Here is an 11,506-nt window from a genome sequence, read left to right as displayed (position 1 = left end):
GCCGCTGTCGCCCGCCGAGGATGCGTAGCCCACTGCGCTTGGGAAGGCTCAAGAACAGAGCGCAGAGTTGACTATGGGACAAGCTGGCCCGCGATGCTGCGACGACCTCCCACGGTGGCCGCTCCGGGCGGCCTCGCCCGACCCTTCGGGTGAGCGACTTCTCTGCGCTGGAAACGCCCCCCTTACTTGTCACTTTTATGTCATACGCTGCCGGGTAGCAGCCGCGCACCCCGCGTCACCGCGCTCCGCGGACACATCCGGGTGCTGCGCGGTGCTCTCGACTCCCGGTCATTTATCGGGGTTTCACGTGGGGGTAAAACTACTGTGCGTAGGCGCAGCATCTCGACCGCGACAGCGCTAGCGGTCTTCTTCAGTTCGGTGGTGCTGGGTGTCGCCGCGGCCGGTCCCGCGTCGGCGGGCACCGCGACCATCGGCTCGCCCGCGGGCATCGTCGTCGACGGTGTCGGACAACGGGTCTTCGTCGGCGACGACACGCACGACAGGATTATCGCCGCCGACTACAGTGGCAAGCTTCTCGACTCTGTGAGCGGCATCGACGGGATCTTCGACCTGGCTCTCTCCGACGACGGCACCACCCTGTACGCGGCGGCGCGGGTCAGCCACGAGATTGTTGCCGTCGACGCGGCCACCCTCGACATCAAGGCCCGGTACCCGGTGGCCACCGGCATCGGCCCGCTGTACGTCGAATTCACCGGGGGCAAGGCCTGGTTCACCTACGAAGGCCAGTCGAACGGCCACGGCAACCTGGGCTCGGTCGACTCGGCGGTGGACCCGGCCGGCGGGACGGATCCGGTGACGCTCGGACAGCTCTCCCGGGATTCCGGATTCGGGGGCGGGCCGTTCCTCGACTCCGACCCGTCCGCACCCGGACTGCTGGCCGTCGGCGCGACCGACTTCTTCGACATGACCAAGGACCTGATGGCCGTCGTCGACGTCTCCGGCGCCACGCCCCAGGTGACCGCCTGGCACAACGGCGACTACCCGCTGAACTACGTCAGCGACATCGACCTCGTGCCCGGTTCCCCGCAGGTGTTGGTCGACGGCACGGACCGGCACGCCTATGCAGACGAGAAGTTCACCGCTGCCGGCGCCTACCCGGCCGGGCAGCGCGCGGACATCGCTCCGAACGGTCTGGTTGCCCAGATCAGCGACGCGAACGTGTCGGTCTACCGGCCCGGCGCGACCAAGCCGATCCGCACATACGCCGCCGACACCTCCGTCCTCGCCTGGGCCCCGGACGCCTCCCGGATCTTCGCGCTCGTGAGCTCGCCCGGCGGCTACACCCTCAAGGTGCTCACCGACCCAACGCTCAACGTCCCGAGCTTGACGGTGAACGCGCCGTCGACCGCCACACGCGGCAGTAAGCTCACCGTAACCGGGAAGCTGTCGGCGACAGTGCCGCTGCCGAGTGGCGCCAAGCTGCAGCTCACCCGCACCGACCTGGAGAGTCCCGCGGGCAAGCCGCTGCCCGTTGTCGCGCCGATGGCAGACGGCTCGTACACCTTCACGGACACCCCGCCGGCCGGCGGCACGGTCACGTACAAGGTCGCCTACGCGGGCGACGCCGCGCACACGGCGGTCAGCGCGTCCGACAAGGTCACGGTTCCTCTCACGAATCCGACGCTGACCCTGAGCAAGAACGGCAGCGTCTACAACTACGGCACCGACGTCTCCTTTACCGCGCACCTCGGCTCGACGTACAAGAACCGCACGGTCGAGATCTGGGCGAACCCTTTCGGCGGCGACAAGCCCAACAAGCTGCTGAAGACCGGTGCGGTCAACTCCAGCGGCAACATCTCCGCGACGGTGGACATGACGCGGGACACGGAAGTCACCGCGGTCTTCAAGGGGGACACACGCATCGCGCCCAGGACGGTCAAGTCCACGGCGCACGCCCGGGTCAATGTTTCCACTGCAGTTTCCAAGCACTACAGGACCGCCAAGATCGGCTCGACGTCGTACTACTGGTTCCACAAGAGCACCGATCCGCTGCTCACTACGACCATGTCCTACTACAAGGGGCGTAAGCAACGTTTCGACCTCCAGGTCTACTCGGGTGGAAAGTGGCATTCCGCCGACTCTGAGTACTTCGCGCTCGGCACGAACGGAAAGTCGGCCGTGCGCCTTGAAGCGCCGGGGAAGGCTGGGATCAAGGCGCGGATGCGGTCGGTGTACGTCAAAGGAACGTCCGGGGACACCGTGAACTCCACGACGTATGGCTCCTGGAAGTACCTGTACTTCTCCAACTAGGTCGTCCGGTCCGGATCACTTGACTTCCGATGTCCTGTGAAGGGCTCTGCCGCTCGCGGTGGGGCCCTTCGGGGTTCGCTGCACGGCGCGGGCACGCACCCGGTCGCCGGGCGCTTCGATGAGATCACCAAGCTCTGCGGCAACCGGGTCCACACCATCCCCTCGTGCTGACCGGCGCCTTTTGAGGAGCTCAGCCGCCGCTTTCCGCCTGCTCGGTGACGGACTCCACCCTGACACGGGACAGGGCCTAGTTCAGGCGAGGCATGCTGGTGCGGGAGTGGGTGACTTCCACGATGGTTCTGGCCCCGATCACCGGGTCGGCTCCAACGTTGTGGAAGACCTGCAGCATGGCGAGGAGCTTGCGGTCCTGCGTGGTCCAGGTGGCTCTTCCCCGCCTGTTCTGGCACGGCTGCCACGAGATGGGCACCGGCTCCCCCTGTTACCGCCGAGCTCTCTATACGTGCGGCTCCGCCACCGTCACCTTCTGCCGTCAGAGCACCCGCATCCCGCTCGGGCCGGCGAGAGCTGGTCAGTCGCCGGGTATCGGCGCCAAGCCCTTGATGAACTGTGCGTTCTCCAGAAATTCCGGAGTCAGCCGGATCCCTGTGACGCGCTCGGCGAGAGCGAAGGTGGCAGCGGTGACTACGTCTAGATCATCTGCGCTCCTTTCCTCCGTGGAGAAGCCCACCTCGCGCATGGCTGTCACGAGGCTCTCGGACTCATCGCCGTCTCGGTAGTAGGCAAACAGCGGCTCGAAGTGCAGTCTTAGCTTCCCGTTCTCGAACCAGTTGAAATGATCGACCGCGTTGACGTTCCGAAAGTGGGACACCACCGTGCGCCCGGCCGACAGATGCGACAGGACTCCGTCGAGCGTCCCGATGTAGCCGTTGGGCTCCACCATTACCGACCAGCCGTGGAGGGGCGCGACTCCGAGATAACCGTGGGTGCCCTCGCGTACCTGGGCCGTTTCGTAGGCGTGTTCGTCCAGCGTTCCTACTCCAATCCCGCGCCCCTGCACCTCGGCCTTGAGTGCCTTGAGCACATCCACTGGCGTGATCCCGCGCACCAGCGTGATGCAGTACGCCTCGGCAAGGCGGGCAAAGTCCTTTTCGAGCCAGCGGTAATTGTCGGCGGTGGCATTTGACATGGCGCAAGCGTCCCACGCTTCGATCCGCTGGCATGCGCTCTGGCTGTCCCGCGTGGTCAGTCACGTTGCCTGCAGATGGCGCTCACCGGGCTGCCGCACAGGCCTTTGGGCCGGTGGGGCGAGTTGGGCCTGGCCTGCCGGCTAACGACTTCGGTATTTATCCGCTGTCGTCCCTCCGGCAGCCGCAGTTCTCCGTGAGTCCCTGCCCTGTATGGCGCGGCTGTAGCACGAACCCCTCGTTGGGCTCAGATCGGCGCGGCTCCTCCCGCGTAGCCGACCATCAGGTCTGCGATCGAGGGTCTTGGACGCCTAGCTCTTCATCGTGCTTCTGGTTGTTGGACAGGCCGGGCGAACCCGCCCCGCACCCGGCTCCACCCCTCTAAAATCCCCACGCTCAAGCCGTTGAACAGGACACACACCGAAGTCCGGCTGGAGTACTGGCTGCCAAGGCAGGCTTTAGTCTGTGGCCTCATCTTTATCAGGCCGGTACGCAGGTCCCAACGGCCCTGCTTTCAAGCGTAGACACCGAACCACCTGCCGTGCAGGTTCGCTCACGATCGCCCTGGCCCAATGGTGTTGGTGTCAGCCGCTGATGTCAGGAACTCAGGCCCCCCTTGACAAGGTGCGGGTTACACCTCGCGAGACGTCGTGGCTCTCCCCTGCTTGTCTATCGCAGCGGCAAGCGCAAGGAGCGCCTCGACCTGAGCCATCTGTATTCGGGTCTCGGGAGAGAGTCGCCCCTTCGCCGTTCGCTCGGCCACTTCGAGCAGTTCCTGAGCTTTGTGCGCATGTGCGACGTAGTCAGCCATCAGACCTCCGGTGTAGGTGATCCGTACCGTAGCGACCCACTGAGATCCGTGGAGGGGCTTGGGCTGGAGTTGTCACGGCTCACCGGTCCACCTGCCATGCCATGGGCTGTTGGAGGGGCTCTGACCTGCGATTTCGGATCGGGCAGGTGGATGACTCCGGCCTTTGGGAGCCGTATCTGACTGCTGTTGTCCGCTCTGCTGGGCAAGGATGGGGCACGAGAGCTGGCAGTGCGACGCGTGCTTCGGACGGGCCGACTGGTCAGAGGGGGATGATGCGGACTTGGTCGCCGCAGAGCTTGGCCATGTCGTCACTGTCGGACGTCAGCAGGGCGACGGGTTTCGGCTGGCGGAGCGCGACCTCGGCGACCGTGGCGTCGATGGCGTACTTGTGCCCGTGCAGTCCGGCGCCTTTGAGGAGCTCAGCCGCCGCCTTCGCCGCCTGGTCGGTGACCGGCTCCACCTTGATGCGGGACAGGGCCCAGTTCAGGCGGGGCATGTTGGTACGGGAGTGGGCCACTTCCACGATGGTGTTCGCCCCGATCACCAGGTCGGCTCCCACGTCGTGGAAGACCTTAAGCATCGCCAGGAGCTTGCGGTCCTGCGCGATCCAGGCGGAGAGCCCTTCCGAGTCCAGGACGACGGTTTCGACGCGCTCGCTCACGCGGCGTCCGCGCCCTTGGAAGAGGCGGTGGCGCCAAAGATCTTCGAGTGGGCCTCGGCGAGCTCCTCGTCGCTGAAGCCTCCGTGCTCTTCTTCATGCCGGCGAAGGTCGTCGCCCAGAAGCTGGTGGCGGATCTGGCGGGCCACGGCTTCCGCTACATAGCCGGAGACGTTGTCCGTGAGCTTGCGGAGCTCCGCCACCTGGTCGCTGGGGAGCGTGACGGTGATGCGGGTCGTGGAGGACATGTAGCAAGCATACTGAAGTATGCAAAAGCTGGGGAAGTTGTGGCCCGGTCGGCTGAGGGCGTCGTCGCCGTCAGGTACGGACGCTCACGCGACGATCCGGATGTCACCCCCTCCCTGTCGGCCCGGGGATGCGCCAGATGATTCGGACCTGTTCGTCGAGGGGGAGCGAGGGGCCGCCCACGTAGATGCGTTGGATGAGATACAGGATGGCCAGCCGGTAGGCCTCCGGTTCAATGTCGTCCACCGATTCCACCGTTGCCCGGCTGAGCTTGTGGACCTGTCGGACGATGCGTGGCTCGGTTTCGAGGGAGCCGAGTTCAGCCACGACGTTCGGTTCCAGATCGGTTTCCTCCCGCATCGCTCGGATCGAGCGCTGCACGAGGTCGGGCTCGGTATCGATGCGGTCGAGTATGCGCTCGAGCACGTACGTATGGATGACGTCCGCTGCGATCCTGCCGTGTTCCGGGGGCTCCTCCCCGGTGCAACTCGGGCATCCCTCGCACTTGACGAGTTCGCCTTCCGGGCCTTCGTCCGCCCGCCGGGTGGAGGCGAAGCACGCGGCCACCCACATGAGTTCGGTTCGGCCCAGCCCCAGGTCTTCGGCGGTCAACAGATCGATGTCCGGGACCCCGAGGCCGTCCGGGGGCTCGGGCAGCTGAAGCTCGGACCGCATCAGCGACTCCAGAGTGACCCAGGCCGGTTCCCATTCCTGGGTGCTGAGCAGCAGCGTCGCTACTGCGTCGCTCGGGCGCTTCCAGAAGATGAGGTCTTCGTCGTCACCGTTGACGAAGTGCAGAACGTGATCGGCAGGGTCGAATTCCGCTCCGGACATCTCCTCAAGGTGAGTAAGAACGGCCTGCCGGCCGCGATATCGCCCGACGTAACGGCGTGCCTGGGCAACGAAGGAGCCCATGGTGGTGTCGTCCAGCACCGCATTGGGGCTGATCCCGATGAAGCGAGGCTCATGGAAGGAACCGGAGCGGCGGAGCTGCTGGGTGGCATTGGCCCAGTACAGCTTCTTGGTGTCCGGGTCGTACACCACGCAGTAGACCGGGATGTTGCCCTCCGACCAGGTATCGCGATGCCGGTCGATGGGCACGACATAGCCGTTGCCCCGACGCCAGCTGTCGCCTCCCTTGACCTGGACCTTGATCGTGTCGCTGGTGACATCGTCGTCGTCGGTAAAGGTGACGTAGAAGTCTTCACCGAAGTCGTTCTGCCCGGATATTTCCTGCACGATGTGGTCGTGCTCCTCCAGCAGTGTGCGCAGCGCGTTCACCGCGGCCTGGCCCACCCGCCGCCCTTTGGGGATATTCGGCATGTCACTTTCTCCACAGGTTCCTCGTCCACCCGGGCGCACCGCGACAGCCCGCCCCGGCTACCTTGCCCCATGCGTCTGACATCGCAGCTGGGAGTGCTCGGATGACCAGGGCCGGCTCGATGACGGGCGTTCAGTACGAGAGCTAGGCATCGGCTTCGGTGCGGTCCCTCGCCTACGCGGAGCGCACCGCGAAACTGCCCAGCTTGTGGGCCCATTCCGAGTCCGGTGCGGCACCTGAAAGCCCGTGGCGATGCAGCAGTGGGTCCGGCGTCGTCCCCATGTGATGGTGATGCAACCCGTTCTGGAGATCTCCGCCGCCGAAGACTTCGCGCTCTGGCCGGTTGACGAGAACGAGTCATACGGCTACCTCGTGCTGAACGGAGAGTTCACTCCCGCGGAGGTGGGCACGGCGGTGATGCGCAGCGCCACCTGGAACGACTTCGAGCCGGAGGGGAAGCACGGGCAGTGCCCGACCGACCCGCTCAGCGCCTTCCTGCACGGCCTGCTCACCTATTCGCCGCAGGAGGTCCGTGTGACCGACACCACCGCTGGCACTGTCTTCGTCCAGCCGGGCTCCTGCAACGGCCCGGTCACGCACGCCCTCGCTCAGCTCCGGTTGGGGAGGAGTGCGTAGACAGGTCCAGACAACAAACAAGGCCCTGGTCGCTGACCTGGGCCTTTGTCATGGAGCGGGTGACTAGAATCGAACTCGTGCTCTGAGCTTGGGAATCAACGGTTCTTGCGCTGCCAGAGGAGGCCTGAACTGGGGATATGTAGCGGGCAGGTGGATGGGCCCCTGTCTCTGGGGAGCCGTATCCGACCGCTGTTGTCCGCTCTGCTGGGCACGGATGGGGCACGTTGACTGTAGGGCGTCAGCCTGAGGTTCTGTGCTGGAGCGGGTGACGGAAATTGGAACGGTAGCCACCTGTGCTGCAGACGCTCCGGTGGCGCAGACGTCAGGCCCAGAAGGCTTCGGTGACGACGATCTGGGGATCGGCGTGGCGCCGCATGAAGGTGTAGATGAGCCAACCGCGTCCGCCGGCCAGGTCCACGATATGGGGGCCGCCGGGGCTTGTGGAGGCCAGAGGCCGGACGGTCATCCAGTGTGGGAGCGAGGCATCGGCGTCGATCCCCCGGAAGTACGGGTCTTCGGCCGTGATCAGTTCCGCACGGGCACTCATGATCAGGTCACTGCCATCGGCGGGCATGTTCTGGAAGTCGTGCTGCGCCTGCTTCGTCCAGTCCATTTGCCAAGGCGGCCGGAGTGGTTCGTCGATCACTCTCCGGGCTTCCTCTCAGCGGCTTCGTGCCGGAGGCGGCTGTACTCCTCCAGGAGCCGGAGGGACTCCTCGGGGTCCTCGGACTCGGCGGCGCGGGCTTCGAGGTCGCGAAGGTGCGAGTCGAGGACGGGATTCCGCGCGATGGCGTACTGCGTCCACCACAGGCGCATGAAGGCGGGCACGGGCGTGATGCTGAAGGCGTCGCCGATGACGCGCTTCCAGTGCGCCTCAAAGTCCGGGAGGAGGTGCGGAGTGTGTTCCTGAATCGCCAACCGAAGTGCTTGAGGCGTGTGTTCGGGCATGGGCGGCAACCGAAGGGGTTCCCCCTCGTACCCATCGAAGTGGAGTGCGTGGGCAGGCATGGTTCGTGCTCCTTGGTGTGGTGTGGGTCAGGCCGCCTCGTGTCGGTCCTCGTGTGGCTGGCGCCCGCGGGCCATCTGCTCGAACCACTCGGCCGGCACCAGGTAGGCGACCGTCTTCCCCTTGCGGGTGATGGCGGCGGCCTCGCCGGCGATCCGGGTCCGATCCAGGATCTCGCCCATCCCCTTGCGCAGGTCGATGGTTGTGTAGGTCTTCGTCTCCATATGCTGAAGCGTATAGCAACTATCATAGTTGGCATACGTGCCCGTGAGGTGCGACGGCTGGAGGAAGCCAACGGGCACGTCGGATGCAGAGCGGGCTCGGGGTGCCTGATCGGGCTTATGGCAACAAAGAAGCCCCCGGCCGCTGGCCTGGGGCTTTTTCATGGAGCGGGTGACGAGAATCGAACTCGCGCTCTGAGCTTGGGAAGCTCATGTTCTACCATTAAACTACACCCGCGAAGCGAGCCGATCACCGGCAGTGCAACGCCCACACTGTACCCCATCTCAGGCCCCCGGCGTCTTCGCCGCGGGGCCCGCGTGTTGTTCCGGAGTGTGGATGCGGTTGCGGGGGACCGGAGTTGAGGGCGTAGCGTGAGCCGTCGGAGTGCCGCGTGGAGCGGCGTCCTGTTCATCCCCTAATGTGGCGATCTCGTCCATGGCGTGTTGGGGAAGGGACTTGATGGAGTCGATGGAGCGCACCGTCGTCCGCTGTGCCGAAGGGCATGTTTTCGCTACCTCGTCGTTCCCGATGCAGCAGCTCGGGCCCGACCGGATCGGCCCCGGGCGGCTCATCCGCTGCCCGCGCTGCGCGCGGTTGCGGCAAGCGGTGCCTGTGTCGTTCGAGCGGCGGTAGTGGCGGCAGGCGTAAGCGGGACATAGGTGGGGCAGGCGCGCGGGGCGGTCCGGTTGGGGCGGGCCCGCGCGTTCTGCGTATCCTCGGACCGTGCTTCTCTCAGATAAGGACCTCCGGGCCGAGATCGATGCCGGGCGGGTTCGCATTGACCCGTTCGACGCTTCGATGGTGCAGCCCTCGAGCATCGATGTGCGGCTCGACCGCTACTTCCGGGTGTTCGAGAACCACCGCTATCCGCATATCGATCCCTCCATCGAGCAGGTCGACCTGACCCGTCAGGTCGAACCCGAGGCCGACGAGCCGTTCATCCTTCATCCGGGTGAGTTCGTCCTGGCCTCCACGTACGAGGTCATCTCCCTTCCCGACGACCTCGCGTCGCGGCTGGAGGGGAAGAGTTCGCTCGGGAGACTCGGGCTGGTGACGCATTCGACCGCCGGCTTCATCGACCCCGGGTTCTCGGGTCACGTGACGCTGGAGCTGTCGAATCTGGCGACGTTGCCGATAAAGCTCTGGCCGGGAATGAAGATCGGGCAGCTGTGCATGTTCCGGCTGACCTCCTCCTCCGAATTCCCGTACGGATCCGAGCGGTACGGATCGCGTTATCAGGGCCAGCGCGGGCCGACGGCCTCGCGTTCCTTCATGAATTTCCATCGGACTCAGGTGTGATGCGGCATGGCTGGTGAGGCGCGGGAGAATCTGACGTACGAGGCCTTCGGGACCGCCGTGCGCGAGCTGGCCCAGGCGGTCGCCGACGACGGCTACGAGCCCGACGTCGTGCTGAGCATCGCGCGCGGCGGGGTCTTCGTCGCCGGCGGTCTGGCGTACGCCCTGGACTGCAAGAACATTCACCTGGTGAATGTGGAGTTCTACACCGGCGTGGGCACCACCCTGGAAATGCCGGTCATGCTGGCGCCCGTCCCGAACGCGATCGACTTCACGCGCAAGAAGGTCCTGATCGCCGACGACGTCGCCGACACCGGAAAAACGCTGAAACTCGTCCGTGACTTCTGCGTCGACCATGTCGCAGAGGTGCGCAGCGCGGTCATCTACGAGAAGTCGCAGTCGCTCGTGAAGTGCGAATACGTGTGGAAGAAGACCGATCGGTGGATCAACTTCCCGTGGAGCGTGGAAAAGCCCGTGGTGCGTCGCGAAGGCCAGATTCTCGACTCGTAGCGGTTGTAGCGGTTGTAGAGGTCGAAGCCGAAAAAAAAGGGGGCTCCCGGTGCCAGGCACCGGGAGCCCCCTTTCTCGTGCGTACGTCAGATCGTGCCGAGCTTGATGATCGACAGCAGTGCGATCAACTGGATCGCGGAGGCGCCGAGCGCCTTCGGCCAGGGCAGGTCGTGCGACTTGCTCACCATGGAGGTGAACAGCGCTCCCGCGGCCAGCCAGGTGACCCATCCGAGGATCTGGACCAGGGCGTTCTCGCCGCCCAGGAACAGCGCGAAGACCAGGCGGGGTGCGTCCGTGATCGACATGATGAGCATCGACAGGCCCACGGTCGGCTGCCAGGAGCCCGTGCCGCCGAGCTGACGGGCCAGGGTGTGGGTGACCGCGCCGAGCACCAGGCCACCGACGACGAAGCCGATGCCGGTGAAGATGACGTACGGGGCGGCCGTGGAGACCTCCGCGTGGATCGCCTCGTCGCGGGCCTGGTCGAAGCCGAAGAGCGCGAGCAGTCCGTAGACGAACGTGACGGCGATCGCGGTGCCCCACACGGGGTAGTCGCGCATCTGCCAGAACGTCGGCCCGGGGCGCATCACGATGCCGCTCAGCAGCTGCTTCCAGGGGAGCCGCGGGCCCGAGGGCTGTGCGGGTGCCTGGCCGGCGTGGTAGGTGATCCCGTCGCCGTACGCGTCCTCGTCGATGCTGAACGCCTGCGTGTGCCCGGGTGCGTTGGCGTACGGGTCGTGCTGCGCGGGCTGCTGGTACGGGTCGCCGAAGTACTCCGGCTCGCCGTGTCCGCCGTTCCCGCCTCCGTGCCCGTGACCACCCCCGTGTCCGTTGCCGCCGTGCCCGCCGCCGTACGGGCCGCCCTGAGGGCCGCCGCGCGATGCGCCGCCTCCTGCCGGGGGCCACGACTGACGGCCGTAGGGCGGCGATGGTGCCTGCGCGCCGTACGGCTGTTGCTGCTGCGGGTGTTGTTGCGGTGTGCGGTTGTCCCGGCCGCGTCCGATCCTGAATCCAGCCACACATCGAACGTACCTGGTCCATGTGGGTGCGGTGTGTGGGCCGGGGCAACAGGGGCGCCTTTGCGGCCTAGCTGTGACATCCCCTGAGGGGTCCCCGGGGGTCCCCAGAGGTCTTCCGGGGTCTTCCGGGGGTCTCCGGGGGTCCCCGGGGTCCGCGTGGGGTCCGTGCCACCCCGGGGCACGGGACGGCCCTCCCCGGGGCGGCACGGGAGACCCGGAAGCGGAGGGCCCGGAACGCACGGAAGCGGGGGGGGGGGGGCCCCCCCCCCCCCCGGCCGGGGCGGGGGGGGGGGGGGGGCGCCGGCCCCCCCCCCCCCCCCCCGCCCGCCCCGGGGCCCCGGCCCCGCCGGGCGCCCCGGGGGGCG

12 protein-coding genes, 1 tRNA gene and 1 pseudogene are annotated in these 11,506 nt (G+C 66.4%); 4 read left to right on the top strand and 10 right to left on the bottom strand.

The window, feature by feature from the left end; translation table 11 throughout:
• Positions 1-324 precede the first annotated feature (324 nt).
• Positions 325-2,271 (top strand): YncE family protein, encoded by a 1,947-nt coding sequence (locus ACFYY2_RS15600; protein WP_388742479.1) that lies wholly within the window; start codon positions 325-327, stop codon positions 2,269-2,271.
• Positions 2,272-2,286: 15 nt separating this feature from the next.
• On the opposite strand, the pseudogene ACFYY2_RS15595 reads toward ACFYY2_RS15600, so the two are convergent.
• The 5 genes and pseudogenes from ACFYY2_RS15595 to ACFYY2_RS15575 form a co-directional block, all read right to left on the bottom strand.
• Positions 2,287-2,698 (bottom strand): annotated as a pseudogene (locus ACFYY2_RS15595) (DNA-binding protein).
• A gap of 102 nt (positions 2,699-2,800) precedes the next feature.
• The gene (locus ACFYY2_RS15590) at positions 2,801-3,418 is read right to left on the bottom strand and encodes a DUF6461 domain-containing protein (protein WP_388742476.1); all 618 of its coding nucleotides are present in this window, start codon (positions 3,416-3,418) and stop codon (positions 2,801-2,803) included.
• A 1,068-nt stretch (positions 3,419-4,486) separates the two neighbouring features.
• On the bottom strand, positions 4,487-4,888 hold the full coding sequence (locus tag ACFYY2_RS15585) for a DNA-binding protein (RefSeq protein WP_388742474.1): 402 nt from the start codon (positions 4,886-4,888) through the stop codon (positions 4,487-4,489).
• A complete protein-coding gene (locus ACFYY2_RS15580) occupies positions 4,885-5,133 on the bottom strand; it encodes a hypothetical protein (RefSeq protein WP_388742471.1) in 249 nt (82 codons plus the stop codon). Before ACFYY2_RS15580 ends, ACFYY2_RS15585 begins: the two co-directional genes overlap by 4 nt.
• Before the next feature lie 103 nt (positions 5,134-5,236).
• A complete protein-coding gene (locus ACFYY2_RS15575) occupies positions 5,237-6,454 on the bottom strand; it encodes a DUF4365 domain-containing protein (protein WP_388742468.1) in 1,218 nt (405 codons plus the stop codon).
• Between the two features lie 289 nt (positions 6,455-6,743).
• On the opposite strand from ACFYY2_RS15575, the gene ACFYY2_RS15570 reads away from it, so the two are divergent.
• Positions 6,744-7,088 carry a hypothetical protein gene (locus tag ACFYY2_RS15570; RefSeq protein ID WP_388742465.1) on the top strand — a complete coding sequence of 115 codons (345 nt, stop codon included), beginning with the start codon at positions 6,744-6,746 and terminating at the stop codon, positions 7,086-7,088.
• 322 nt (positions 7,089-7,410) lie between these two features.
• Here ACFYY2_RS15570 and ACFYY2_RS15565 read toward each other — a convergent pair whose 3' ends face one another.
• The 4 genes from ACFYY2_RS15565 to ACFYY2_RS15550 form a co-directional block, all read right to left on the bottom strand.
• Positions 7,411-7,734 (bottom strand): hypothetical protein, encoded by a 324-nt coding sequence (locus ACFYY2_RS15565; RefSeq protein WP_388742462.1) that lies wholly within the window; start codon positions 7,732-7,734, stop codon positions 7,411-7,413.
• On the bottom strand, positions 7,731-8,096 hold the full coding sequence (locus tag ACFYY2_RS15560) for a hypothetical protein (protein ID WP_388742460.1): 366 nt from the start codon (positions 8,094-8,096) through the stop codon (positions 7,731-7,733). Before ACFYY2_RS15560 ends, ACFYY2_RS15565 begins: the two co-directional genes overlap by 4 nt.
• Positions 8,097-8,123: 27 nt before the next feature.
• Positions 8,124-8,318, bottom strand: coding sequence for a type II toxin-antitoxin system Phd/YefM family antitoxin (locus ACFYY2_RS15555; RefSeq protein ID WP_024490776.1), 195 nt, complete (start codon positions 8,316-8,318; stop codon positions 8,124-8,126).
• Between the two features lie 161 nt (positions 8,319-8,479).
• Positions 8,480-8,553 (bottom strand) — tRNA-Gly (locus ACFYY2_RS15550).
• Positions 8,554-9,039: 486 nt separating this feature from the next.
• On the opposite strand from ACFYY2_RS15550, the gene dcd reads away from it, so the two are divergent.
• The gene (gene dcd / locus ACFYY2_RS15545; RefSeq protein WP_388742457.1) at positions 9,040-9,615 is read left to right on the top strand and encodes a dCTP deaminase; all 576 of its coding nucleotides are present in this window, start codon (positions 9,040-9,042) and stop codon (positions 9,613-9,615) included.
• Between the two features lie 6 nt (positions 9,616-9,621).
• Positions 9,622-10,122: a phosphoribosyltransferase gene (locus ACFYY2_RS15540; protein WP_388742454.1), complete on the top strand. Its 501-nt coding sequence runs from the start codon at positions 9,622-9,624 to the stop codon at positions 10,120-10,122.
• Positions 10,123-10,208: 86 nt separating this feature from the next.
• Here ACFYY2_RS15540 and ACFYY2_RS15535 read toward each other — a convergent pair whose 3' ends face one another.
• Positions 10,209-11,141, bottom strand: a complete 933-nt coding sequence (locus ACFYY2_RS15535) for a Yip1 family protein (protein ID WP_388742452.1) — start codon at positions 11,139-11,141, stop codon at positions 10,209-10,211.
• Between the last annotated feature and the right edge of the window lie 365 nt (positions 11,142-11,506).

It is taken from the genome of Streptomyces sp. NPDC001822, assembly GCF_042892135.1.
Taxonomy (GTDB): Bacteria; Actinomycetota; Actinomycetes; order Streptomycetales; family Streptomycetaceae; genus Streptomyces.
Note: the sequence above shows the minus strand (reverse complement) of the source record. Positions and strands in the feature narration are given on the sequence as shown.

What these genes read in the sequence shown, in the direction of transcription:
- ACFYY2_RS15560 (WP_388742460.1), bottom strand. Translation starts at nt 8,096, where the DNA reads ATGCCTGCCCACGCACTCCACTTCGATGGGTACGAGGGGGAACCCCTT.
- ACFYY2_RS15555 (WP_024490776.1), bottom strand. Translation starts at nt 8,318, where the DNA reads ATGGAGACGAAGACCTACACAACCATCGACCTGCGCAAGGGGATGGGC.
- ACFYY2_RS15575 (WP_388742468.1), bottom strand. Translation starts at nt 6,454, where the DNA reads ATGCCGAATATCCCCAAAGGGCGGCGGGTGGGCCAGGCCGCGGTGAAC.
- ACFYY2_RS15590 (WP_388742476.1), bottom strand. Translation starts at nt 3,418, where the DNA reads ATGTCAAATGCCACCGCCGACAATTACCGCTGGCTCGAAAAGGACTTT.
- ACFYY2_RS15570 (WP_388742465.1), top strand. Translation starts at nt 6,744, where the DNA reads ATGCAACCCGTTCTGGAGATCTCCGCCGCCGAAGACTTCGCGCTCTGG.
- ACFYY2_RS15580 (WP_388742471.1), bottom strand. Translation starts at nt 5,133, where the DNA reads ATGTCCTCCACGACCCGCATCACCGTCACGCTCCCCAGCGACCAGGTG.
- ACFYY2_RS15540 (WP_388742454.1), top strand. Translation starts at nt 9,622, where the DNA reads ATGGCTGGTGAGGCGCGGGAGAATCTGACGTACGAGGCCTTCGGGACC.